General features: G+C 44.6%; 24 protein-coding genes, 1 pseudogene and 1 riboswitch. Of the genes and pseudogenes, 19 read left to right on the top strand and 6 right to left on the bottom strand.

Annotated features, from left to right (window positions below; genetic code table 11):
* The first annotated feature begins 183 nt into the window (after positions 1–183).
* Positions 184–1,446, top strand: coding sequence for an L-methionine/branched-chain amino acid transporter (gene yjeH, locus R8N49_RS20645; protein WP_215810495.1), 1,263 nt, complete (start codon positions 184–186; stop codon positions 1,444–1,446).
* On the opposite strand, the gene R8N49_RS20640 is transcribed toward yjeH, so the two are convergent.
* A complete protein-coding gene (locus tag R8N49_RS20640; protein ID WP_213965419.1) occupies positions 1,447–2,892 on the bottom strand; it encodes a PLP-dependent aminotransferase family protein in 1,446 nt (481 codons plus the stop codon). It lies immediately after the preceding gene.
* A gap of 100 nt (positions 2,893–2,992) precedes the next feature.
* Between R8N49_RS20640 and R8N49_RS20635 the strand changes: the two genes are divergently transcribed.
* Positions 2,993–3,649: a pyridoxamine 5'-phosphate oxidase family protein gene (locus R8N49_RS20635; RefSeq protein ID WP_318190066.1), complete on the top strand. Its 657-nt coding sequence runs from the start codon at positions 2,993–2,995 to the stop codon at positions 3,647–3,649.
* On the opposite strand, the gene R8N49_RS20630 is transcribed toward R8N49_RS20635, so the two are convergent.
* Positions 3,630–4,952 carry an ATP-binding protein gene (locus R8N49_RS20630; protein ID WP_213965418.1) on the bottom strand — a complete coding sequence of 441 codons (1,323 nt, stop codon included), beginning with the start codon at positions 4,950–4,952 and terminating at the stop codon, positions 3,630–3,632. The genes R8N49_RS20635 and R8N49_RS20630 overlap by 20 nt on opposite strands.
* 3 nt (positions 4,953–4,955) lie before the next feature.
* Positions 4,956–5,648 (bottom strand): response regulator transcription factor, encoded by a 693-nt coding sequence (locus R8N49_RS20625; RefSeq protein ID WP_054701819.1) that lies wholly within the window; start codon positions 5,646–5,648, stop codon positions 4,956–4,958.
* Between the two features lie 366 nt (positions 5,649–6,014).
* Between R8N49_RS20625 and R8N49_RS20620 the strand changes: the two are divergent.
* Positions 6,015–7,555 (top strand): annotated as a pseudogene (locus R8N49_RS20620) (hypothetical protein).
* Between the two features lie 12 nt (positions 7,556–7,567).
* Positions 7,568–8,257 carry a hypothetical protein gene (locus R8N49_RS20615; RefSeq protein ID WP_132937193.1) on the top strand — a complete coding sequence of 230 codons (690 nt, stop codon included), beginning with the start codon at positions 7,568–7,570 and terminating at the stop codon, positions 8,255–8,257.
* A gap of 90 nt (positions 8,258–8,347) precedes the next feature.
* Here the strand turns inward: R8N49_RS20615 and R8N49_RS20610 are convergent, their stop codons facing one another.
* On the bottom strand, positions 8,348–9,349 hold the full coding sequence (locus R8N49_RS20610) for an AraC family transcriptional regulator (RefSeq protein ID WP_062731051.1): 1,002 nt from the start codon (positions 9,347–9,349) through the stop codon (positions 8,348–8,350).
* Positions 9,350–9,456: 107 nt separating this feature from the next.
* Between R8N49_RS20610 and R8N49_RS20605 the strand changes: the two genes are divergently transcribed.
* The 14 genes from R8N49_RS20605 to R8N49_RS20540 all read left to right on the top strand — a co-directional run bounded on the left by R8N49_RS20605 (position 9,457) and on the right by R8N49_RS20540 (position 24,119).
* Positions 9,457–9,783 (top strand): DUF3302 domain-containing protein, encoded by a 327-nt coding sequence (locus tag R8N49_RS20605; protein ID WP_213965417.1) that lies wholly within the window; start codon positions 9,457–9,459, stop codon positions 9,781–9,783.
* Entirely contained in the window at positions 9,783–11,006 is a 1,224-nt protein-coding gene (locus R8N49_RS20600; RefSeq protein WP_132937195.1) for an HlyD family secretion protein, read from the top strand. The genes R8N49_RS20605 and R8N49_RS20600 overlap by 1 nt, the downstream gene beginning before the upstream one ends.
* Before the next feature lie 101 nt (positions 11,007–11,107).
* Positions 11,108–12,430: an ABC1 kinase family protein gene (locus R8N49_RS20595; protein WP_256900903.1), complete on the top strand. Its 1,323-nt coding sequence runs from the start codon at positions 11,108–11,110 to the stop codon at positions 12,428–12,430.
* A gap of 112 nt (positions 12,431–12,542) precedes the next feature.
* The gene (locus R8N49_RS20590; protein ID WP_132937197.1) at positions 12,543–13,889 is read left to right on the top strand and encodes a magnesium transporter; all 1,347 of its coding nucleotides are present in this window, start codon (positions 12,543–12,545) and stop codon (positions 13,887–13,889) included.
* Between the two features lie 805 nt (positions 13,890–14,694).
* Positions 14,695–15,933 carry a cytosine permease gene (gene codB, locus R8N49_RS20585; RefSeq protein ID WP_318190065.1) on the top strand — a complete coding sequence of 413 codons (1,239 nt, stop codon included), beginning with the start codon at positions 14,695–14,697 and terminating at the stop codon, positions 15,931–15,933.
* A 9-nt stretch (positions 15,934–15,942) separates the two neighbouring features.
* Positions 15,943–17,220, top strand: a complete 1,278-nt coding sequence (locus R8N49_RS20580) for a cytosine deaminase (RefSeq protein ID WP_258489118.1) — start codon at positions 15,943–15,945, stop codon at positions 17,218–17,220.
* 248 nt (positions 17,221–17,468) lie between these two features.
* Positions 17,469–18,107, top strand: coding sequence for an HD domain-containing protein (locus R8N49_RS20575; protein ID WP_017819864.1), 639 nt, complete (start codon positions 17,469–17,471; stop codon positions 18,105–18,107).
* The gene (locus R8N49_RS20570; protein ID WP_318190064.1) at positions 18,108–18,866 is read left to right on the top strand and encodes a helix-turn-helix transcriptional regulator; all 759 of its coding nucleotides are present in this window, start codon (positions 18,108–18,110) and stop codon (positions 18,864–18,866) included.
* 146 nt (positions 18,867–19,012) lie between these two features.
* Positions 19,013–20,866: an MFS transporter gene (locus tag R8N49_RS20565; protein ID WP_186585462.1), complete on the top strand. Its 1,854-nt coding sequence runs from the start codon at positions 19,013–19,015 to the stop codon at positions 20,864–20,866.
* 117 nt (positions 20,867–20,983) lie between these two features.
* On the top strand, positions 20,984–21,601 hold the full coding sequence (locus tag R8N49_RS20560; RefSeq protein ID WP_005373653.1) for a hypothetical protein: 618 nt from the start codon (positions 20,984–20,986) through the stop codon (positions 21,599–21,601).
* Between the two features lie 104 nt (positions 21,602–21,705).
* A riboswitch (FMN riboswitch) is annotated at positions 21,706–21,846 on the top strand.
* Between the two features lie 113 nt (positions 21,847–21,959).
* Positions 21,960–22,616, top strand: a complete 657-nt coding sequence (ribB, locus tag R8N49_RS20555; protein ID WP_005385579.1) for a 3,4-dihydroxy-2-butanone-4-phosphate synthase — start codon at positions 21,960–21,962, stop codon at positions 22,614–22,616.
* Between the two features lie 105 nt (positions 22,617–22,721).
* Entirely contained in the window at positions 22,722–23,267 is a 546-nt protein-coding gene (locus R8N49_RS20550; protein ID WP_054577749.1) for a glutathione peroxidase, read from the top strand.
* Positions 23,268–23,277: 10 nt separating this feature from the next.
* A complete protein-coding gene (locus tag R8N49_RS20545; RefSeq protein ID WP_005396352.1) occupies positions 23,278–23,721 on the top strand; it encodes a DUF3429 domain-containing protein in 444 nt (147 codons plus the stop codon).
* 152 nt (positions 23,722–23,873) lie between these two features.
* Positions 23,874–24,119, top strand: a complete 246-nt coding sequence (locus tag R8N49_RS20540; protein WP_005373664.1) for a hypothetical protein — start codon at positions 23,874–23,876, stop codon at positions 24,117–24,119.
* A gap of 70 nt (positions 24,120–24,189) precedes the next feature.
* Here the strand turns inward: R8N49_RS20540 and R8N49_RS20535 are convergent, their stop codons facing one another.
* Positions 24,190–24,789, bottom strand: a complete 600-nt coding sequence (locus R8N49_RS20535) for a thiol:disulfide interchange protein DsbA/DsbL (protein ID WP_005373667.1) — start codon at positions 24,787–24,789, stop codon at positions 24,190–24,192.
* An 83-nt stretch (positions 24,790–24,872) separates the two neighbouring features.
* The gene (locus tag R8N49_RS20530) at positions 24,873–25,253 is read right to left on the bottom strand and encodes a hypothetical protein (RefSeq protein WP_318190063.1); all 381 of its coding nucleotides are present in this window, start codon (positions 25,251–25,253) and stop codon (positions 24,873–24,875) included.
* A gap of 278 nt (positions 25,254–25,531) precedes the next feature.
* On the opposite strand from R8N49_RS20530, the gene R8N49_RS20525 reads away from it, so the two are divergent.
* On the top strand, positions 25,532–25,828 hold the full coding sequence (locus R8N49_RS20525; protein ID WP_017635151.1) for an isoamylase early set domain-containing protein: 297 nt from the start codon (positions 25,532–25,534) through the stop codon (positions 25,826–25,828).
* The last annotated feature ends 221 nt before the right edge of the window (positions 25,829–26,049 follow it).

Raw genomic sequence — 26,049 nt, 5'->3', positions numbered from 1 at the left:
TTTGGCGGGCATGAGATGAGTGCTGTTATCCATTTCAACAGAAAATAGATAACACATTGAAATCAAATTCCCAACTTAAGTGCTCAGCACATAAATAGCATCGCTTAAACACATAAAACGAAATAACCAGAAGCCACAAGCTTTTTCGTAATAAGCCTCATAACATTGGATGAATCAATTCGCATGGAAGAGCTCAAAAAAGACATTTCACTCACATCAGGTATCGCACAGTTATCCACCACATTAATGGGAACTGGGCTGTTTATGATCCCGGCTATCGCAGCAGGTATAGCTGGCCATTTTTCACTATGGGCTTGGATTTTATTGTTCATCGCGATTTGTCCTATTGCGCTGACTTTTGCTCAACTGGGTAAACGATACCCCAACGCGGGCGGAACAGCCTTTTTTGTACGCAAAGCCTTTAACGCCAAACTGGAAAGTAGTGTCGCTTGGCTATTTGTTAGTGTCATTCCGGTAGGGGTTCCGGCCGCGATTGCACTCGCCGCAGGCTTCCTACAACAAATATTGCCAGAGCCTATTAGCAACAATCTGTTTGCACAAATTCTGACGGTAGTACTACTTGTGTTCGTCAACTTGATGGGCACAAAATCATCAGGTCATTTACAAACTCTTATTGCTTTGAGTGTCTTCGCACTTGTTGGCGCATTTTTATGGAAAGGCGACGTTAACAGCGCCGATCTTGTGATGCCCGCCATCACACAAGAGTCAATTTGGCCTATTACCGCAGCGTTAGGCGTGATGTTCTGGTGTTTTGTTGGCATAGAGGCTTTTGCCCATATGGGGGAAGAGTTCAAAAACCCTCAAAGAGATTTCCCTATTGCCATTGTGGTCGGTTGTTTTGTAGCAGGGGCTACCTATTGGGCATGCTCTGTCGTTATTTTAAAATTTGGCGCGTATGGTAACGCTCAATTTGATAACGCATCCATCCCCTGGCTTAGTGCCCAACTACTAGGCGATGGAGCCAAATGGATAATCAGCTTGATAGGTTTCTCCGCTTGTTTCGCGAGCGTTAACTTATACACACAGAGTCTAGCGCGAATGGTCTGGGCTCAAGCTCGTGAACATCGTCCTTCTAGTCCACTAGCCAAGATTTCACGTCGTGGTGTCCCTTTCTCAGCCACCATATTAGTTGGCGGTATATTATTGATATCTTGTGTGATAGGAACCCTATCACAGCTCGATCTGGAGTTTTTCCTAAAACTCGCAAACAGTGTATTCGTTCTGGTTTACATGTTGGCGATGTTAGCCGCTTTCAAATTGCTTCGAGGATTTGGTAACACACTTGCGGGACTGTCCCTACTGCTTTGTACCGGTGTTTTTATATGTTTAGGCTGGTCAATGTTTTATGCACTTGGCATTTTTACTCTACTTTTACTGCCTTGGAAACAGTGGCGACATAAGCGACAAACACGTGTAGTTGAATAGTCATCGCTTCCCATTTCGAAATATGTGAGCTAAACGTTGGATACCAGCGTCTATGTTCTCTAACGCGATATTGCCGTAACCAAGCACGGCACCATGCCAGTGACGTGCTTGAAAATCTGGGTGTTCATAATAGCTCAAAGGTCGCAAGATGATCCCTTCATGCTCTGCCAGTTTTGTAAAACGCTGCTCATCCATACCGTCTTGCCATTTCAACGTAATATGAAGCCCCGCCGCTTGGCTAACGACGCAAACACGGTCGCCAAAATACTGTTGAATGGATAAATGCATCTGTTCATGCTTAGTTTTGTATAGTCGACGCATTTTTCGAATATGACGTAATAACCCACCTTCAGTAATAAAATCTGCCAATGCTTCTTGTGTATGCGTCGGCGAATCACCAGTTAACGCGTCCTTAACCACTAAGCATTGCTCTACTAAACGTTCAGGAACTACAAGGTAGCCAAGCCGCAATCCGTTAAACATCACTTTACTGAAGGAACCCACATACAACACGCGATCATCTCGACCCATTTGAGCTGCTAGCCCCTGTAAACTGGTATAGGGACGATGAGCAAACTGAAATTCGCTGTCATAATCGTCCTCGATGATCCAACTTGATTGTTCGACCGCCCAGTTGATGATCTTTCCTCTTTGCTCGGTATTGAGTGTGGTGCCCATCGGATATTGATTACTTGGTGTAATATACAGCGCATCGGCATCGCTTGAGGTCACCGCTTCCACATCAAAACCTAATTTCTCTCTTACGAACAAAGGCTCAAATTGATAGTTTTGGAACTGAATCAACTTCCGCATTTGCGCGTAACCTGGTTGCTCCATCAGAACCTTATCACCTTGTTTGAGCACTACCATCGTCGCAATTGACAACGCTTGCTGCGCCCCGGAGGTAATAATAATGCGCTCTGGAGAACAATTCACTGAACGGCTTGATGCGAGGTAGTCAGCTAAAGCACAGCGCAATGCCCAACTACCCTGAATATCTTGATTACCCAGCAAGCAAGTACGAGACATATGGCGAGTGAGTAACTTTTGCCATTGCGCCATCGGAAATGCGTCCAAATCCGGTACACCCGGTGCAAATGCGCGGTTGATATCAAAGTGAGCTTTCGGTGATGAGTCTCTCTGAACTGAACTAGGTTCAGGCAAGTACTGCTCTGGCAGTTCTACGGCAACATAAAAACCAGAACCTTTTTGGCTGTTCAAGTACCCTTCCGCCACTAACTGTTCGTAGGCAGAAATCACGGTATTCCTACTTAGATTAAGCTCTTGTGAAAGCTTCCGCGTAGAAGGCAGCTTCCCATTCTTCATCCACAGTCCTTGAACAATTTTCTTGCGAATAGCAAAAAACAACGCTTGCTGACGCGTTCCATCACTGTCTTTTAAATGCAGGTCACCGATATCAATCAAAGACAAACTGGATCCATCCATTAGTTAAAAGTGGCTCTCTTTAAGCTACCAGTTAAACGCTACATTGCAATCAAAGAATGAGGATCAATCGCTCGTAATCGTGAGCAAACAAGGAGAGAAAATGCTATCCAACACCAATAGAACGGAAATTAAGAAAGGCGCACATAAAGCCGTCTCTGATGTTAGCAAACTGCACGCCATCATAGATGAAAGCCTAATCGCTCATATTGCGATAACCAACGAGTCAGGCCCTGTGGTCATCCCTATGCTGGCATGGCTTGTCGATGATTACGTGTATATCCATGGTGCCAACAACAGTCGACTGTTACGCTCACTCAAACAAGGAGTGCAAACGTGCTTAACCTTTACTTTGTTTGATGGTTGGGTATTGGCTCGAAGTGCGTTTCACCACAGTGCGCATTATCGCAGTGCTGTGGTCTTTGGCCAGTTTGAGGTGGTGGAAGATAACCAAGAGAAAGACAGGTTGCTGAATCACTTTATTGAACAGATCGCTCCGGGGAGAACAGAACAAATCCGTTTGAGTAATGAAAAAGAACTCAAAGCCACCATGCTGCTGCGTATTCCACTCACAGAAGCATCGGTGAAAATCAGCAATTTTGGCGTCAACGACGATGCGGAAGACATGGACATCCCTGTTTGGGCAGGTGTCCTACCCTACCAAACCGTCGTAGGTCCGCTGCAAGCTTGTGACGATTTGTATGAAGGTATCGCAGAGCCAGACTACCGCAGTGCCTACTCTAACCGTTGGCAGGAATAAGCACCGTAAAACGTGCGCCGCCTAAGTGACTCTCGCCGACAGAAAGCTCCCACCCCAGTTGCCGCGCTGCACTGGTAGCGATGGCAAGCCCTAAACCAAAGCCTTTCATGTCGGCGTTGCGGCTTTTGTCTAAGCGCGAAAATGGCATAAATACTTCTTCTCGCATCGCCTCAGGGATGCCCGGACCATCGTCCTCAATATCGATGCTCCAGCAATCCGCTACCGTTCGAATCGTCACCTCAACGCAGGATTCACCGTAACGCTTGGCGTTTTGCAGTAAATTATCGAGGACGAGGTTACCCAAAGTAGGCTGAAAGTGAATCAATCGGTTCGCGAGTTCATTTTCTGCTCTCAACATGGCGGACTCTAAGCCTAGGTAATTCATGCGGCTTTTACACCAAAGTGGCAGTTCCATGGTTTCAACAGAATCGATCCATGAGTGGTTTTTCACACTCAAGCGAGACAGCATGACGATGTCGGATGTTAAATCCGTCACGACATCAACGTATCGTTCAATATCGTCATGTAACTCTGCCTGCATTTCACCACTCGTGCGTCGAGCTAAATCCGTCGCTAGCTGAATACGACTCAGCGGAGTGCGCACTTCATGAGGAATAGCTTGAGTAAAGATGTGTGTTTGGCGCACTCGTCTCTCAATCTCTTCAGACATGCAGTTGAAGCCTTGGGCGAGCTCTTTTACGGGTTGCGAAAATTGCTTTAGATCGACTCGCGTATTCAACTCACCAGAACCAAATTGGTGTTGCGCAGCCGTTAATTGCCGAATTTGGCGGTCAAGACGTCGTACAGGTATGTAAACCATAATGCCTAAACTGCATACAACAACCAAAAGTAGAGTAAGTATAAATACAATCTCAGAATCTTCATTCCAATCAACGTGTGGGCTAAAGAAATCCGTTTTTTCTTTGAAAACTAAACTCTTCGAAGTGTTAGGCAAAGGGAATACCGCAGCATAGGTACTGCCATCAATAAGATAAACAGGTATCCCTTGCATACGGTACAGCAGATTACAATCTCGACAAGGCGGTGATCCGTCCCAGTTTTCAACCAATGTTAAATCAAAGATAAAGAAATCTTGCTTGCCGTTTTCGGTTAACTTCTTGTAGAGAGAATCCGGAGTGCCTCGTTGCTCAATGTATTGATCGACAAAATAAGCACCGTCACTCAAAAAAACACCGACTTCTGTTTTGCGCATGTACTCTTCCCCCATAAAGAGAAACAAAGCAACAGTCAGCGCAAGGCCGGTTACTAACCCCACATATAGACGAGTAAACAGGGAAAACACGCGTCATTTACCTGTCAGCATGTAGCCGTGGTGACGTATGGTTTTAATGGTAGCCGTATGGATATGAGCCTTGGAGAACTTCTTCCTTAGCGAGGATATACGCATATCAATCGAACGATCAGTAATGCAGTATTCAATGCCTCGGGCAAGACGACAAAATGATTCACGAGATACTGGCTTATCGACATTCAGCATCAGGAGCTCTAAAATTTCAAACTCAGAACTCGTTAAACCAATATCTTTTTGCAAATAAAATGCTTGGGAGCGACGAAGACAAAGACTAATGCCATATCGGCTCAGCTTTTCTTCTTCAACGATATCAACTTGACGACAATAGCGACGCAACGCTGCTTCAATACGGGCGAGAAGGATATTGCCTTTTATCGGTTTGGTAAGGTAATCATCAGCACCGAACTTAAATAAGCTCACCTCGCTCATTTCATCATCGGTCGCAGTCAAAACAATGATAACACCATGATAAAACTTACGCGCCTCTTGGCATATTTCTGCGCCATTCTTTCCTGGTAACATCAAATCTAACAGCACTAGGTCAGGCTTGAGTCCCCTAATCGTTTCTAATGCATTTTGACCGTTATCGATGACAGTTACCGTATACCCCTCGGCTTCGAGGTACATTTTGGTTAATCGAGCAATCTCAGAGTCGTCTTCTACTAGTAAGATTGTATTGCCCACCATGAATCATTTACTCCACCAATATGATGGAGGGAGTATATCGCTCGTCCTATACTGCGCAACCTACTTAAATGATAATTTTAATAAAACGCAAGCTTACATACGCTTACAAACCATACATATACGATAATCCTAATCATTCTATACCCCTAAAACCATGCAATAACCTGAGGTTTTATTCATTATCAGAATATAGCTTCACATAGAAAATAAAATTCGGAATAAAAATCCACTATATTTTTAAATATATCGAATAATAGGTCTTACCAAAAAACAATATCAACATATATGACTTAGTTTGCTTATATAGACAGGACTTTATGTTGCTTCTAAGTTTCTTGCTCTAATAAAGTCTACGAGTAACATGAAATGAGATATTCCAAATTAACGCCTTTAGCCATATTTTGCGCGATAAGTCTAACTGCTTGTGGCGGCAGTGAATCTAATTCGAAACCATCGACAACGACACCTCCAACACCACCAATGCCAACATTGAGCACTGTCACAATCCCAACTGTCGTTTCTACAGAGTTTCCAGCCAAGTTAAAAGTGGCTGCTGATGCTGGCTTCACCCACTATGTGAAAATCTCCCTTTCCGAAGCAAACAACAACGATACATTTCACATTGTGGCTGTTGATGACGGTGCGAATAATGAAAAAATCTTTCGTGCAGCCAAAATCATCCAACACCTTCTCACAAACCAACCAGACTCTAAGTACGGTGCTGACAAGTCTCGTATCGCTAAGACATTAGCCGAGCGTGATGCCACACTAATGCTGACCGAAAACGATGAACAGAATGATGAGATGTTAACCAAAATCTTTATCAACGAACTGATTCGCCAAGATAAATTGAACGATGCAGTTACAAACTCGGGCTTAGCACACTCTTTTGATACGAGTTCTCTAGAAAAGTTTGTTGTAAGCATGATCGTACTTAACGAAGATGATATGGATACACTTGTCACATCTATCGCGTCAACATTAGTAACTAGTAAAGAAACACCAAACTGGCTAAGGAATAGCCAATCTTTAATGTATCGAGAACTGACAGTTGAAGGCGATTGCCATTACATGAGTAATTTTGCCGATTACTGCGCCAATCTTGGTAAAAAGCCGAACGAGACGCCGCTTTTGAAGAAATTTTACACTTGGTCCAAGCGCAAGGTATTGCACCTAACACGGCGACTGCGGCACTGCAAAATGACATTCAAGCTCATGCGTTAAGCATCTATAACGATATTCAATCGGGCAAACCGACGGTGTGGCGCCCTACTCAGTATGACTGGGACGATTGGAAATCGGACGACTTCGATCCTGAAAGTGTTAAACAAACGGGCCCTTCATATTCTCACGAATATTTTGCTGCCGCTTTTGAAGCGTACATGGGCGTAGCAAAAGCAAACGGACATGGTTTAGATGGCTACCAAGCGTTAACGCGTGAAGAAATGCAAACCCAAGATCCACAAGCCGTTGATTGGATCAGTGGCTTATTCCACGGATACTTGCAATATACCGCGAATATCGACTCTGCGGGCGTCAAGCTCTACACAGAAAAGACAAATCCAGGCACAGTACCTACCTTCCGTATGGCTCCCAACAAAGACGGTTTGATAGAAGCGTACACCTACAAATCTCAGTGGCTAACAAAAGTGAAGATCATTGGCGACGACGCGATGAATGTGATCGGTAATGATCAAAACAATACTTTTGAAGGCAACAGCAAAGACAACAGCATTTATGGTGAAGGCGGTATCAACACCTATATCGTGCAACACAAACTGGCGGAATGTACTGTTATCAAAGCAAAGAGCGTTTCTGTTGAGTGCCCGAGTACAGGCACTGACGAGTTGTACGACATTCAGAACATCCAATTCACCGACCAAACCCTAGATGTAACCAAGCTATAAAAAATGAAAAACATGAAGAAACTTATTCTATTCGCTCCCTTGCTCCTTGCTGGTTGTGGTGGCCTAGCCGTCATGGATCGTACTGATGCCGTAAAAGCACAACCAGAAATGCTGATCAAAACCGACGGTGATTTTTGGGGATTCGGTGAAGATGGCCATTTTGATTTTGCTGGTAAGTACAAAGGCAAGTATTCACGCAGTGCTTCTAACTCAAGTTGGTTTAACCGTATCTCTTTCAAAGAAGGTTCAATGGGCGCAGAAGTGACTCGGATCGACAGCGGGGAAACTTGGCTTTTGAACTGCACCGGAGGCGGTATGTCGGTTAACTACATGGGTGTCGATTTTGGTGGGAATGATCCTTACACCTGTGACATTACTCAAGATGGTAAAAAAGTCGGTGAGTTTGCGATGGAGCCAAAATCCGCTCTCATCGACATCAGCTTTGAGAAAAAAGAGACAGGCGTAGTGCGTATTGGTAGCACCCACTTTAATGTAGAAACTGTACATACTAGTCCTGACGCCATGATGGCGGTAGACATTCCATTGGGTTATAGCTTTAAGGAAGGCACACAAGAAATTGCCGCAGTGCAGACGAACGGTACCATTGCGGTACAGATGCTCCCTGAACTTAGCGAACAAAAAAAGGATGTAGTTGCCATCGGCGCTGTTGCAAGTGCACTAAGTTGGCGCCCTAAAAAATAGCCATTACATAAAACAACAACACACAAAAAACAAAGCCCTCTACTTTTTTGAGGGCTTTTATTGCTTGTACTCATAGAAATAAGTGGAGCACTACTTCTCTAATCTTCCCATATACTGCTTGGGCGTTAATCCACGATGTTTCTTAAACATACGATTGCAGCTCGCCACATTGGTGTAACCAAGGCGCGTGGCAATGTCATCAATACTCACGCGCTTACTCAACAAACCAGCTGCAATATTACTCAATACATAGCCAGAAACCGTCGAAAAATTGAGCCCTAATTTATGCAAACGACGTTGAAACTGCTGTTCAGATAAATCAAGCAGAGAAGACACGCGCTCTAACGTTGGCAATCCATAATGGCTGCTGTAATTCACCACTTCATAAATCACTTTCAACTCATCTTCTGGGTCGGGCATATTAAGCAAATCATCCAAATCGGAAAAACTCATCGCTAGACGGTTGTCTTCTCGATGGCTCACTTGGCGAGAAGCTAGTCGGTCATCTCCCGGGATCCATATCTCTGTTTTTGGCTGACTCCATTCCACCTCGCAGCCGAAATATTCCCGGTATCGCTCAGTATTTTTTCTCGAGCCTGAAACCTTGACACGTAAAGGCTGGTAATCTTTACCAAGAAATTCGCGTAACACCTTAATCATAAATACCGCACAGCGGATACTATCGTGCACCTTTACTGACGTTTCTATAAACGGGTTGTGGTAAGTCCATTTGATGATTTTACCCGACTGTTCGCCAGCAAAAAACGCCCCTGATTGTAGGTTGCTCACACCATAATTCACTCGCCGAATGGTACTGGCCAAATCATTGCCGGAGAATAACCAGCGTCCCACTGGCCCTAGCTTTTGCAGTTCAATACCTCGGCTGAGACTCAACACCACATCCGGGTCACCACTGGCTTGTTCAACACAACGATACCATTCCGCAACGGCTTTTAGCGGGATCAGTGTCATTGGGTTACGAAACACCGATGCTGGGATCCCTAACTCATCCGAGTCCAAATTGTATTTAGATAACGCGAGGTTATGCATGTTTAGAATGCCCATCGCGCGAATAAACCGAACCGTTTTCATAACCAATTACATCAAATTTAATCCTATAGTGATTGAATCTGTCACAAAGAAAGCCGCAAATCAAATTCAGATCACAATACGCCAACAGTTTGATAGAGGAGTGTTTAATGAGTTTACTGAGTGTCCCATTTGTCGGTACAGGCGCAGATACGGCGTTACATGTTGTCGCTGCTATCGTTTTAATCGCGAGTGTCGCGGGCGCGTGTTACGGCTTTTGGAAAATCCATGAATTACCTATCAATAAAGCACACAGCAAAGACCATCATCAGATAGGGCTCATCACTGCGCTTACCTGGATAGGGTTTGTCTGGCACTGGGTTTGGGTGCTAGCCGTGATCTTTGCATTCGTTGATATGGAAAAAGCCATCATCAATCTGCGTGATACATGGAAAAGTAAACCGCAAACAGAAACACAGCCAAAAGAGGAAGCATAATGTTAGAAGGTTTAGCGGTATGGGCACTCTTCATCTATCTGTTGCGTTTGGTTGGCATGCCTTGGAACAAAGCAACCAAATCGTTCGCTTATCTTGGCGGTTTGAGTTGGCTGATGTTCGTCTGGGTAGGTTTGATTAACTTCACCCCGATGGATTTATCCGGCGGTTCTGTCGTGCAGTCACCACACATCCAATTGCGTCCAGATTCAACCAATGTAAAAGGTAAAGTTGACCACATTTACATTGAGCCGAATCAGCAAGTTAAAGAAGGTCAGCTCATTTATGAACTTGACCCAACGCAATACAAAATCGCATTAAATCAAGCGAACGTATCCGCTGATTCTGCTCGCGTTGCATTAGCTACAGCAAAAGGCGACATCGAGATTGAAGAAGCTAACCACGAAGCGCTAGTGCAAGATCTAGAAACATCAAAGAGCCAGTTGGAAGCGGCGAAAGTTGACTACAAATTGCAGAAAAAAATGCTAGATCGTTATGTTGAGCAAAACCGAGTAGTGCACAACACCATCACGGAAAGCGATATCGACAAACAATCGAGTGCGGTTGATATGGCACGTCACAACGTGTTGACCCTTGAGTCTCAAATCAAGAAGAAACAAGTCGATATTTCCCGTGCAAAACTGGCGATTCATAAAGCGGAACTTGCAGTTGAAACTAAACAAGCCGAACTGCGCCAAGCTGAAGAGCAAATTGCAAAAGCGCAATGGGATTTGAATAGCACAAAAGTTCATGCTCCAACAGATGGCTTTGTCACCAACTTTATCCTGCGTGAAGGTCAGCGTGTATCGATGATGCCGCGTATCAACATGTACACTAACGAGAAGTACGTGCTGATGCGAGTCAACCACCAGGCGATTCGTAACATCAAACCGGGTCAGCTAGCGGAATTCTCTTCGTCCGTTTACCCAGGTAAGATCTTCTCAGCGACCGTCGAAGGCATTGTTGAAGCAACAGGTGAGTCACAAGGTAATCTACTGGGTTTCGATGATTCCGTACGTGTCACCACTGGAAAGAACTTACAGAACAAACACCACTTTGTTCGTCTTAAGATTGATGAGCCAGAAGGCTACGACATCCCTGTTGGCTCTGTTGGCCTCGCATGGGTCAGCGGTGAAAAACCGATAGGCTTCATGGCCTTCTTAGATGTGATTCGCGGGATCATCATCCGAATGAAGTCTCAACTGTACTTCTTCTACTCTATCTAAACTCGCAAACCGCCAGTTACGCTGGCGGTTTTCTTTTCATTTGTATCCAAACATATCCTTTTCCCGTATAACAATTAGTTAGTAAATAGCGGAGAAGATTCATGTCGGCAAAGGAAAGAAGCCTACCTACCCATCGCATCTCAAGATTCAGCAAGTTCGCTTCACTTGCTACCCGTGTCGCAGGCAATGTGATTGCAGAAGGCACGAAACAGATAGCCAAAGGCAACAAACCAAAAGCGAAAGACCTCTTGCTGACGCCACAGAACATCGCGCGCTTAACTGACCAACTTGCTCACCTGCGTGGCGCTGCAATGAAGCTTGGTCAAATGCTATCAATGGATGCTGGTGATGTTTTAGAACCTGAACTTGCCGATATTCTTTCCCGTCTTCGTTCCGACGCAGACCCAATGCCTGCAAAACAACTCAACGCAGTAATGGAAAGTTCGCTAGGAACGAATTGGAAAGCTGAGTTTCTGTCATTTAACTTCAAACCAATCGCCAGTGCATCAATAGGACAAGTGCACCAAGCCTACAGCGATGCGGGCGATAACCTAGCCGTCAAAGTGCAATATCCGGGCATACGGAAAAGTATCGATAGCGACGTCGACAATGTCGGTACACTGCTCAAGGTCGTTGGGTTGATTCCCGAGTCTGTCGACTACAAAGGATTGCTCGAAGAAGCGAAAAAGCAGCTACATGATGAAGCCGATTACGCACGAGAGGCGCAATTTGCCATTCGTTATCATGACGCTTTGAAGGAGCACTCTCATTTTGTCGTACCAAAGATTCATACTGGAAGTTGCTCAGACTCCGTTCTCGCGATGGAATTCATTGATGGTAGTCCGATTGAGCAAATCGAACATTATGATCAGAGTACGCGAGATTTTGTCATGCACAGCCTACTCGAATTACTGTTTCGAGAGCTGTTCGAATTTAAGATGGTGCAAACCGATCCTAACTTCGCCAACTACTTATATATCGAAAACACTCGTCAAATCGGCTTGCTAGACTTTGGTGCGACCCGCGAATACAGCGAACGGTTCAGTACCGGCTATCGCCAAGCTTTTGCATCTGTCGTGAATAATGACGAACAAGGCTTGAATGATGCGCTTGAACAAATAGGCTTCTTCAGCCAAACCATCCTTCCAGACCAACGCCAAGCGATTCTCGACTTAGTAAAAATGGCATGTGAACCGATGTTAGTTGATGAGCCTTATGACTTTAAAGCCAGCGACTTAGCACAAAAGCTTCGCGAGGCTGGCACCATTCTAAGCATGGAGCAAGAATACTGGCATACTCCACCGGCAGATGCCCTATTTTTACACAGAAAAATCGGCGGAATGTACTTGCTGGCAGCCCGTATTGGCGCAAAAGTGAACATTCGCCAATTGGTACAGCCATATCTCACCATCAACAGCGAATAGCCTATTGTTTTTCTGTTACTTTCAAGTACCTTGAGCAAGGTTAAGATGCATAGTTGTGCATCTCAATAACATGCCATACTTCCATAAAACGAATTAACTATCGGGGTACTCGGTGAGCAAGTTTCAAGATCTCTCCACTCTAATCCAGCAAATTGGCCAAGCCGAAGAAGCGGATCAAGTCGCAACGCTCAATGAATCTATTGAAGCGGGCCTCGAGCCCGGCGCGGTTGCCCTGATTCTAGAAGCCTTTCCAATCGACGATCGTGTTCGCTTATGGCGAGCTTTACCACTAGAGCTACATATCGACGTGTTAACGGAAATGCGTGCGGACGTACGTTTCTCTATCATCAATGCGTTATCTGAAGTCGAGCTAAAGCTCACTCTCGCTAAACTCGACAACTTGTCGCTCATCGAATGGGCCGATTCGTTGCCAGAGTCGATCATCAACGAAGCGCTCTCGTTGATAGAAAAAGATGAGTTGGAACTTTACGATCAAGCAAACGAGTATGCTGATGAAGAACTCGGCCACTGGGCTGAACGTAAGATCATCACCCTGCCCTTCAACATTACGATTGGGACAGCTAAGCAGTTAATGGAGCGCTATAGCTACGACACGCCTCAACAGGTGTATCTGATTAATCGTAATAAACAGTATCGTGGAACGGTCAACTACTTCGATATCTTACGTGGTGAGCCCGATACTCGCTTAAAAACACTCGTTATTGAGGCTGTGACGGTTCTAGACAGTAAAATGATGCTTCCTGAAGCGGTAGAGGCATTAGAACACAGCACACTGCCCGCTCTCCCTGTAACTGATGCAGACCAAACACTGATCGGTGAAGTCGATTGGCAGTTTGCATTGAGTACACAGCGTGAAATCTACGAAGCACGTTTGATGGCCGGTACAGGTATGGATGAAGGCGATGACTTGTTTGCGCCAGTATTAAAAAGCTCGCAAAAGCGCGGGGTTTGGTTAGGCATCAATTTGCTTACTGCTATTTTGGCGTCTGTCACTATCGGACTGTTTGAAGATGTAATTGCTCAGGTAGTGGCTTTGGCGGTGCTCATGCCAATTGTTGCATCCATGGGGGGCATTGCTGGCAGCCAAACGCTCACTCTAATGATTCGTGCGATGGCGCTTAATCAGATCACCCCAGGTAACCGCTTCAAGCTTTTGAAAAATGAGTTGGGTATTGGCTCTCTGAACGGCATTGCTTGGGCGTTAATCATCGGCGGGCTCGCCGGATTGTGGTTTCAATCTCCGGTTCTAGGGGGAACCATCGCGCTCGCCATTATCGTCAATATTATTACCGCAGCTTTATTTGGTGTGCTGATTCCCATTATTCTGGATAAGTTTAAATTGGACCCCGCTTTGGCTGGCTCGGTGATTCTAACAACAGTGACAGATGTAGTTGGTTTTTTCGCCTTTTTAGGAACGGCGAGTTTAGTCATGCTTTAAAAGGTTCATTGTTTATTAATCAATCATTAGCATAATAGAGTCAAATTGCATAACGCAGTTGCAAATTGCAAACATACTCAAACTTTAAGCAACGCATGTCACAGAAACTACGTATTTTAGGGCATATTAAAGTTGGCACAGTAACTGCATTATATAAATCGACCCTTCTTAAGCCGAGGGTCACCTAGCCAACTGACGTTGTTAGTGAACTTGATTTTGTTCACATGTATATAAGCCAATCGCACTCTTTGCGGTTGGCTATTTTTTTATGTGGCTATTGCCCTCTTATCCTCTGACCGAGCTCGGTTGTACTTTTCTTACCCACAACAGATTGTTTACTGTTTATAAAATTCAAATATTCGCCCACTAAACCATTAGAAATGCCAGCTTCAACAAAAATAAGTCACCTACATAAAATAAAACCAAGAAAACACACCCAAGAAAAGAACAAATAACGTCCAAACCAAAAACCTCATCATGAAATCGTTTTCCTTTAATAGAAATCGACTGAACAATCCAGAGTTATAGATAAATTTAATCCATAAAAACAAATAGCAATTCAAAACATTAATTTCACATAGAAAACCTGTCTATAAATCATAGAAAATACGTAAAAACAAACTTTCCACTTTTAGAATTTAAAAACCAAACAATTGTTATTAAAAGAAAAAATACACATAAAAAACCAAGCAAACGTTTAAATTTCAATTTTATCATTGACTATTAAATTTACATCACGATAATACGCGCCGTTTGCCTGAAAATCAGGTGCTATAATTTAATATTTCAATGTGCGGAGGCAATAATGGCTGGAGACAATAACTACAGTCTTGGACCAGTTCCCAACACGGCCAGAAAAGGCGTGGCGTCACTAACCATGGTGATGTTAGGACTCACTTTTTTCTCCGCAAGTATGTGGACAGGTGGTTCTCTCGGTACTGGGCTCTCCTTTAATGATTTTTTCCTCGCTGTTCTCATCGGTAACCTAATCCTCGGTATTTACACTTCTTCCCTCGGTTACATCGGCGCTTCTACTGGTCTCTCTACCCACCTTCTTGCTCGTTTCTCTTTTGGTTCTAAAGGCTCTTGGCTTCCTTCTGCTCTTCTTGGCGGAACTCAAGTTGGGTGGTTTGGAGTTGGTGTCGCGATGTTTGCGATTCCGGTGCATAAAGCAACGGGCATCGATACCAATACTTTGATCCTTGTCTCCGGTTTGCTCATGACCGCGACCGTTTACTTTGGAATCTCAGCACTGATGGTGCTGTCAGCAATCGCCGTTCCCGCGATTGCACTACTTGGCGGCTACTCTGTCATCGAGGCAGTAAAGAGCGTTGGCGGTATTGGCGAACTACAACAAGTTCAACCAACCGAACCACTCGACTTTTCAATGGCTCTCGCGATGGTTGTCGGCTCTTTTGTTAGTGCAGGTACGTTAACGGCGGATTTCGTACGCTTTGGCAAAAAGCCGCGCAGCGCCGTGATGATCACCATGGTGGCATTTTTCATCGGTAACTCGTTAATGTTTATCTTTGGCGCGGCAGGTGCGTCGGTGACGGGTCAATCAGACATCTCTGAAGTGATGATCGCGCAAGGTCTTCTTATTCCAGCTATCATCGTTCTTGGCTTGAACATCTGGACCACCAACGACAACGCGCTCTACGCATCGGGTCTTGGATTTTCCAACATCACAGGCTTACCAAGTAAATACATCTCAATGGCGAACGGTCTTGTTGGCACACTTTGCGCTCTCTGGCTCTACAATAACTTTGTTGGCTGGCTGACCTTCTTATCGTTGGCAATTCCACCGATTGGCGGCGTGATCATCGCTGACTTCTTCACGAACCGTAAACGCTACGCAAACTTTGAAGCCGCCCAATTCCAAAACGTTAACTGGGCTGGCATTATCGCTGTCGTGATTGGCGTTGGTGCGGGACACTTCCTGCCTGGCGTAGTGCCGATTAACGCTGTACTTGGCGGCGCAATTAGCTTCCTGATTCTTAATCCTATTCTTAACAAAAAAGCACTGGCTACACAGCCAGCGTAAGGAACCATCATGACAACACTACTGTTCAAAAACATAACGCTAAAAGGACAAGAAGGTCTGCAGCAAATTTTGATTGAAGATGGTCAATTCAAGCGCATTGAAAGCAACGATGTGGAGCTTAGTCATAACGGTGACATCATCGATGCTGAAGGCGGTATGGCGGTTGCGCCTTTCTGCGAGCCACACATTCACTTAGATACAACTCAAACCGCAGGCGAGCCTAGCTGGAACATCTCTGGCACATTGTTTGAGGGTATTGAACGTTGGGCTGAGCGCAAAGAAATGCTGTCGATTGAAGACGTGAAAGCGCGCGCAAAACAAACCTTAAAATGGCAGATAGCAAACGGCGTACAACACGTTCGTACCCACGTCGATGTTTCAGACCCTACCCTAATTGCCCTAAAAGCGATGGTAGAAGTGCGTGAAGAGATGAAAGAATGGGTAGATATCCAAATCGTCGCCTTCCCGCAGGAAGGAATTCTCTCTTACCCAAATGGCAAAGAGCTGCTAGAAGAAGCCGTCAAATTAGGTGCGGACGTGATTGGCGCGATTCCACACTTTGAATTCACACGCGAATATGGCATTGAATCGCTGCACTACGTATTCGAGTTAGCGCAAAAATACGACCGCCTGATCGACGTGCATTGTGATGAAATCGATGACGAACAATCTCGCTTCGTTGAAACACTGGCAGCATTAGCGCACAAGTTTGATATGGGGAATAAAGTCACGGCCAGTCACACCACAGCGATGGGTTCCTACAACGGTGCATACGCATCTCGCCTGTTCCGTTTATTACGCATGTCCGGTATCAACTTCGTGGCAAATCCATTGGTGAACATTCACCTACAAGGCCGTTTTGATGATTACCCAAAACGTCGCGGCGTAACACGAGTGAAAGAGATGCTGAATGCCAACATCAACGTCTGCTTTGGACACGATGATGTATTTGACCCTTGGTACCCACTAGGCACTGCAAACATGCTGCAAGTGCTACATATGGGTCTGCACGTGTGTCAGGTGATGGGTTACGACCAAATCAACAACTCACTGGATCTGATCAGCACCAATTCAGCACGTACACTGAACATTCAAGACAAGCACGGTATTGAAGAAGGCAAACCAGGTAGTTTACTGATTCTTCCCGCAGAAAATGGTTTTGACGCAGTACGTCGCCAAGTGCCGGTTCGCTACTCTGTTCGTCACGGTAAAGTGATTGCAGAAACACAGCCTGCGACGACTCATATTCATCTTGAACAAGCAGAGCAAGTAACGTTCAAACGCTAAAAAGATCGGCGTGACGAAAAAGGCCTGACGACATCGTCAGGCCTTTTTTCTACTGGTAAACATCACTGCTCGCTCTGTCTATTCTTGTCTCATAAACCACTGAACACATTGAAAGGCCATATAAAACGGCTCAGTACCAAACGTTGCACAAGGTTCTGGTGGCTGAATCTCAATTACACCATCGCACTTGGAAATTATTCTAAGCGTTGGGCATACTTCTGACTTCATTTTAGTTGTAGATATGAACCATGACGTCATTAAGCCAGATAGAACCGCAATTTTTGGAATTTATGCAGCAAGAGATGCAAGTAGATGCAGCTCATGATCTTAAACACGTAAAACGCGTGGTCAAAACAGCGAAACAGCTCTGCAAAGAAGAAAATGCAGACATCGCGATTGTATTACCGGCTGCCTATTTGCATGATTGCTTTACTTACCCGAAAGATCACCCAAATCGCAAAGAGAGCTCAATCATCGCAGCCAAAAAAGCGGTCGCATTTTTAGAGAGTATCGATTATCCGCAGCAATATCATGATGCCATTGCTCATGCGATAGAGGCACACAGCTTTAGCGCAAACATCAGGCCAAATACGTTGGAAGCCAAAATCGTCCAAGATGCCGACCGTCTGGACGCTTTAGGCGCAATTGGCGTGACGCGATGCATTCAAGTCAGCACTCAGTTTAACGCGCAACTTTACAACGACAGCGATATATTTGCCGAAGAACGTGAACTTAACGATAAACAATTCACTCTGGATCACTTTCAAACCAAGTTATTCAAAATCGCTGAAACCATGAACACAGAGTCAGCAAGACGCGAAGCGCAAAAACGCAAAACCTTTATGCAAACGTACCTAGAGCAGTTACACGACGAGGTAACAGCGTAAATGTCAGAGAGTTATACGTTAATTAAAGAGCTTAAACGCCAACTAAAGTTAGCTGGGCTGCATTATGCCGATGTTGCACAACACCTTGATTTAAGTGAAGGAAGCGTCAAACGTTTACTCGCTGAAGGTCAGCACATTAGTCTTGAACGCTTAGAACGCATTTGCCAATTGATTGGTTTAGAAATGGCGGAACTGTTTAAGATCGCGGCTACGCACAATAAAGGTCTAGAGTCGCTAACGTTAGAGCAAGAAAAGCAGTTGGTTGATGATAAAGCCCTGCTACTCGTGGCAATCTGTGTTGTAAATGGCTATCAGTTTGAGCAAATCGTTCAGCAATACACCTTCAATGAGTTTGAACTGGTGCAAAAGCTTGCTCATTTGGATCGTCTGAACATCATCGACTTGCAGCCAAATAACAAAATTCGTTTGCGTATATCTCCGACATTTAAGTGGCAGATGGGCGGCCCTATTCAACGGTTCTTCCAACAGCAAGTTCAAGACGCCTTTTTCCAAAGCTACTTTTCTGGTGAAGATGAAAAGTTCTCCATGGCAACAGGACTGATGAGTGTACCAAGCAACAAGAAGCTACAACAGAAACTGCAAAAGGTCATCGATGAGTTTTATCAGGCTTGCCAAAATGATAGCTCTCTCGATATGGACGAAAAGCACGGCACCTCTCTGATTATTGCGATGCGTCGTTGGACGTTCCCTTTGTTTGAACCATGGGAAAGAAAACCTGCTCAGAAGTCTCGGAATTAGTAACTCAATAAACGAATGGAAATGAAAGTAACGAATTTCGTTACTTTTGGTGGCATACAACGTCACTTGAAAGAGAAAGCTGGTTTAATCGTTCATTGAGCATAAAGTGCTCCCATCTCATTCGACTTTGTTTAATCGGGGCCCGTATGTTTTTCTCAAAACGCTTTTTTCCTTACTTTGTGACGCAATGCCTTGGCGCACTCAATGACAACATCTACAAAAACGTTCTGTTATTGATGGTGACATACAGCCAAATTGATAACCTACCAATATCCGTCAATCTATTCGTTAATTTGGCGGCAGGCTTATTCATCCTACCTTTCTTTCTATTCTCAGCGCATGCTGGTGCCGTCGCTGACAGCATGGACAAAGCCAAATTAATCCGACGTCTAAAGCTCATCGAGCTGGCTATCATGTCTTGCGCAGCAACCGCTATTGCCACCCAAAGTGCCATGCTGATGCTGGTTCTGCTGTTTATGACAGGCACTCAATCGGCCTATTTTGGTCCCGTGAAATACGCCTTGTTACCACAAGCGCTCAAACCAAATGAGCTTGTTAGAGGAAATGCTTGGGTTGAAATGGGCACGTTTCTTTCGATTCTTATAGGTACGCTTAGCGCAGGCCTGCTGCTAGCCATTCCTAATGGTACCTTGATTGCTTCTTGTACCGTGATTGCCTTGTCTTTGCTTGGGTTCATGAGCAGCGTGAATATTCCAACGATGCCTAGCCAATCGAATGACAAAGCGAAATTTGAACCGATTTCTGGTTTAAAGAACACGTTAAAAGTGGCAAAAAAACAGAGAGGCATCTGGATGTCTATTCTTGCCATCAGTTGGTTCTGGTTCATGGGTGCGACTTACCTAACTCAATTCCCTAACTTCGCACGCGAACATTTGTTCGCAGATAGCACTGTCGTTTCTTTACTGTTGGCATTGTTTTCGATTGGTATCGCGACAGGCTCTTGGTTGTGTGAAAAACTTTCTTTCAACCACGTTGAGCTTGGTATTTTGCCATTCGGTATCCTTGGTCTGACAGTCTTTGGCGTCGACTTGCTATGGGCAGTCCCAAGTTATCCATCACTTCCGGTGCACTTTTATGATGTGCAAAGCTTCGTTGCTGAATCAAAACATCTGCGCGTCATGATTGACCTGTTCCTTGTTGGTGTAAGCGGCGGTGTCTTTATTGTTCCTCTTTATGCGTTCATCCAATCGCGTTCAAACAAAGGGGAGTGTGCACGTGCCATTGCTGCTAACAACATCATGAATGCGTTGTTTATGGTGGTGTCTGCTTTGGTTTCGATCGTTGTACTCAGCGTACTAGAGCTTTCTATTGTGGAACTGTTTGCCATGATGGCAATAGGTAACTTTTTCGTGGCGATCTATGTATATCGCCAAGTACCGGAATTTACACAACGCTTTATCAGTTATTTACTCAGCCATTGTATGTATCGTGTGTCCGTAAAGGGGCGCCAACATATTCCTGAACAAGGTGCTGCGTTAATCGTGGCTAACCATGTTAGCTATGTCGATGCATTGATTTTGATGGGAACCTCTACTCGCCCGGTTCGTTTTGTGATGGACAAATCCATCAGCGAGCTACCTGTTCTTAAATATGTATTCCGTCATGCCGGTGTTATCCCGATCTGTTCTCCACGTAAGTGTGCCGACACTTACCGACGAGCATTTGAACAGATTGAACAAGCACTTAACGACGGTGAGGTTGTCTGTATCTTCCCTGAGGGTCGTTTAACGTCTAACGGTCAATTGGGTGAGTTTCGCCCTGGTGTAGAGAAAATCCTTGAACGTAACCCTGTTCCTGTCATCCCTATGGCGTTAAAAGGGCTTTGGGGTTCTTTTTTCAGCCACAAAGGCGGACATGCTCTCACAAAACGACCGACTCGTTTTTGGTCAAAAGTGGATGTTGTTATCGGTGAAGTGTTAAGTCCTGCGTCTTTAAATCGTCATCAATTGCAACAACAAATACAGGATTTACTGGGCTGAGTCGCTTGCTACAGCAGTCAAACTTTGCAGCAAAACGTAAATATGCACCACAAAGCACAAGTAGTTTCTTGTCAATTAGAGTAGGATATCTACGACGTCATAAATCTAGGAGGTATTATGAAAATCATCATCTTACATGGTCTTTATATGCATGGGCTGGTCATGCAGCCTCTTAGCCAAAAGCTGAGAAAACTCGGATACGAAACGCAAGTACTCAGCTATAACACCGTTGCTATCGATGAGTCTTCACTGTTTGATTCTATTGATCATTCGCTTAATCCACTGACCACAAACGTGCTCGTGGGACACAGCTTGGGAGGCTTGATGATTAAGCGCTATCTCGCCAACAGAAAACCGAGCACTAACTTAATCTCTCATGTTGTCGCTATCGGTTCGCCTCTGAAAGGCGCGTCCATTGTAGGTCGAATTCAAGATCTCGGATTGGGTGCAATTTTAGGCAATTCGCCACACCACGGATTAAACAAACATGATGACGCTTGGGATTTCCCTCAAAAACTCGGCAGTATCGCAGGAACGATGCCGATTGGCGCTCGCCCATTGTTGATCCGTAATGACAACACCATGTCGGACGGTACCGTTACCGTAGAAGAGACAAGACTGGACGGTATGCAAGATCATATCGAAGTGAAGCAAACGCATACGAGCCTGATTTACAACACCTTCGTGCCGCAGCAGATTGATCACTTTATTCGCACAGATTATTTCCGTCGATAGCACACTTTTCCATCATACAGATGGAATCGACTTTCCAAGCTATTCAGTTCGCAGTACTATCCTAGCTCCACTTCTTCACAACTTGGATGAAGTGGTACATTTTTAATTGTTCTCAGGGCGGGGCGAAATTCCCCACCGGCGGTATACTTTTTCAAGTGAGCCCGCGAGCGCTCGATTCGTCGAGGTCAGCAGATCTGGTGAGATGCCAGAGCCGACGGTTATAGTCCGGATGAAAGAGAATAAGAATACACCAGCATAGCGAGTCAGATCGCTAAGAATGCTGGTGCACTTCTTTTTGATCGTATTTTACGGCGATCTCTCATACCGCCCTGATTCTGGTGAAATTTAGGAGTTAACCATGAATCAGTCATCACTACTTGCCGAATTCGGCGACCCAATTACTCGCGTTGAAAACGCACTTATCGCTTTAAAAGAAGGCCGTGGCGTACTGCTTCTTGATGATGAAGATCGCGAAAACGAAGGCGATATCATTTATTCAGTCGAGCACCTCACTAACGAGCAAATGGCATTGATGATCCGCGAATGTAGCGGCATCGTTTGTTTGTGCTTAACAGATGTTCAAGCAGACAAACTGGAACTGCCTCCAATGGTGGTAAACAACAACAGCGCAAACCAAACCGCATTTACGGTTTCTATTGAAGCGAAAGTTGGTGTAACAACGGGTGTTTCAGCAGCAGACCGCGTAACGACCATTAAAACGGCGGCAAACCCGCACGCAAAACCGGAGGATCTTGCTCGCCCGGGTCACGTATTCCCTCTGCGTGCACGTCCAGGTGGTGTAATGACTCGCCGTGGTCACACAGAAGGTACGATTGATCTGATGCAAATGGCAGGGCTTCAACCCGCTGGCGTACTGTGTGAAGTGACCAATCCAGATGGCACGATGGCAAAGGCACCGGAGATCGTAGCATTCGGTCGCCTGCACAACATGCCGGTACTGACGATTGAAGACATGGTAATGTACCTGAACCAGTTCGAGTTGAAACTGGCATAGTCAGATCTCAGCTCTTGAAAAAAGCCGCGCATTTGTGCGGCTTTTTTGATCGATCCTCTTTGCACTTGAGTAGTTATACTTATTGAAAACAAGGGGAACAACACCATGAAAGGATTACTGAAACTCGCCGCTCTCGTTAGCTTTCTCTCCATGAATTCGCTTGCTCTTGCATCTGAGTGCCCTGATATTCTTCAAGGTAAGCAAAGGTTGTTAAACTCAACGGAAGAAGTCGATCTATGCGAAAGCTTTAAGGGAAAGACACTACTAATCGTCAATACAGCAAGCCAGTGCGGCTTCACTCCTCAGTTCGAACAGTTAGAAACCCTCTATCAAACTTACAAAGACCAAAACTTCACCGTTATCGGTTTCCCGAGCAATGACTTTCGACAAGATAGAGGAAGCGAAACAAACACAGCGAAAGTCTGTTATCTCGATTACGGGGTAACCTTTCCAATGATGGCTCGCTCTTCAGTATTAGGTGTAGATGCGAACCCAGTCTTCAACCAGATTACTAACCAAGCAGGCATAAAACCAAAATGGAACTTCTACAAGTTTCTAATTAGCTCTGAAGGTAAAGTTATTGCTACTTTTCCAAGCTCCACATCACCGACAAGTACTACGCTTACCAATATGATAGAGCAACAATTATAAGGTGACGACCATGACAACACGCTCAACCATGCTACAACTCGGTTACTTAGGCCTGGTTCCATTTGTGTTTAGTTTAGGGCTGATTTTCACTGACATCTCACTCTTCAATTTAAGTGGTCAGCAATTTTTCATCGCATATAGCGCCGTTATATTAAGTTTTTTATCCGGCATCCTTTGGGGTAATGGCATTGAGCATTACTACCACCGCCTTAGCCGAAATATATTAATTCTCAGCAACCTTTTTGTCTTACTGGCTTGGGGCGCATTACTGCAGGGCCACAAACATTACGCAGTCGCAACCCTACTCTTAGCAATTGGGTACCTTGCTGTTTGGTATGCAGAAAAGCTCGTGAGGAAAGTCGAACAAGACGCCGAGCCCAAGGGATATCAAGGAATGAGGAGCAAACTGACCTTCGGCGTAATCGTAATGCACGGATTGGCTTTAGTTTCATAACCTGGTCTGTCCAGTACTAAGATCACAAAAAAACGTCTTTTTATAAAACAATGTTCATTTCGTGAATGCACACATATTTTGAACACTGTTTTGTTTCATTTATGAATCAATCCACATATAAGTAATTCAAAGCATTCACAAAGGATATGAATATGTTTTTTCGCAAACTTTTGTTTAGCACTGCGATGATCAATGCAACGACAGGTTGCGTGTCTTACCAGGCACAACAAGCCGCCGCTCAAACAGTAAATAATACAGGTGCCGTGCTTACCAATGTGATTAAAACCACGATTGCTCAGCCATGTAATGTTGCAATCACTGCTGCTAGCTTGTTTTATCCGCATGCCATATTTATGACTAGTGTTCCGACTCAAGCATGTACAAGCGTTCTTAGATAATACGAGTGTGATAAGCATAAAAAATGGCGACTCTACCGTCGCCATTTTTAAGCATCAATGCTATTTACAGTTACAGCGTCAATAAGTAATTAACTAATTGATTGTACTCGTCGTAAGTACGAATTTCGTTGGCCAAAACAATGTATTTATTGTTCACAACCACACCCGGAACCCCTCTTAACGTGCTAGCAGAGAATTGCTTATCAAAACCTTTCTGCATTGAGTTTACGGCGAAACTGTTGTACGCCGCATCAAACTTCTTACCTTCTACGCCATTATCAACGAAGAGTTGTTTCAGCTCAGCTTCGTCTTTTGGCGCTTGTCGCTTTTGATGAATTTGGGCAAACATGGCAGGAATCATTGTATCTTCAACCCCAAGCGACACCATCGTCGCGTAGGACTTGGCCATCGGAATCGCCATATCTCCGCCCATGAACCCCACATGCACCTTTTCAAACTTTGCCTCTTTTGGCAGAGCAGGTTTTAAACGCTCAATAAGCGACTCAAACTTGTAGCAATGTGGGCAATAAAAAGAAAAGAATTCCGTCACAACAGGTTTCGATGCTTTCTTTACATCCAGAACTTTGTAGTGCTTCCCTTCTTCAAATTGCGCTGCATGAGCGGTAAAAGTCAGTAAAAGTGCACTACATAAGGCAAGTAGTTTTTTCATTGTTTATTTCCTTGTGGCATTCAAATGCCAAATCATTTCATTTGGTAAAAAGGGGTAGACCCCAAGTAATTTGAGATGAGGAATTAAACAATCGGAGGACGATAAAGCTTGGTGATCACTGTCACTACTTTTTCGACTAGAGGCCTATCAATCAAGGCAAGGCTATAAGGAAGAAGCAGTAAGTCGTTTTGAGATAAGTTGGAGGGAATTTTGACCATGCAGGAAGAGCTACAACTCGTGTGAGATTGTTGTGCCTTATTGATGGCTGACTCATCGTGATGTGATTCTACGCAGTCGTCATTGACGCCAAGTTGTTTGTGCAGAGCAGCCTTTTGAACAATAAGATCGCGTACTTCAATTGTTTTCATCGGAGCGGAAGCCTGCACCACAGGAGCGACACTACTCAAAAGCATAGCAACTAAGCAAACTATCGCAGTCAACAATGTACGGTTAAACTTCAACATAGCTACATCAAGGAAAATGGTGATTTAAGATAATACATGATAACGGTTTGACTTCAAGATACGGACTCTCGGCTCGCTAACAAACTCTGTTCTTTGACTATTTTAGGCTAGTGAATTTTCTCTCTAACGCTCCCTCAGTACACGAAACCAGCACAACGAGCTATTCACCGTTCGGATACTCCCCTCATCAGATACCAGCAACAATTCGATAAAACTTGAAATCATTATGAAACACGAGTAATAGTTAGAACAGTTTTTGTACGAACAAGGAAAGATCAATGCTTAAAAAAAGATTCTTTAAGACAAAAGATGAAGTCGAAGTCACGTTCGAGCTAGATAAAGATCAGTGGGACTCTGTCCAAATTGCTGGAGACTTCAACAACTGGCAGCCAGAACCGATGAAATTAGTGAAGAAAAGTCGTCAGTTTAAATTTAAAACCCGCTTACCTAAAGCGCAGAATGTTCAGTTCCGTTACTTGCTCGATGATGCGAAGTGGGAAAATGACCCACAAGCTGATGCTTACGTTCCAAATGTTTTTGGCAGCGACAACAGCGTCGTGTGTACCACCGAATAAGCGGTAATTTCGCTTTAAGATTCCATACCTAGGCGCAAACGTTGCGCCTTTTTACATCTCCCGAAATGTGATTGGTGATTAGATTTAAATCATTAATTGGCAATTTTATCCAATTAACTCATCCGATAACCTTATTCTGAGAAAGCCCCGATTTCAGATAATAAGTGCGACATTCATGGATAGGTGTAGAAGAGGAAGTCAACTACTGAAAGTGGTACGCT

Source organism: Vibrio sp. 1978 (assembly GCF_033344345.1).
Note: the sequence above shows the minus strand (reverse complement) of the source record. Positions and strands in the feature narration are given on the sequence as shown.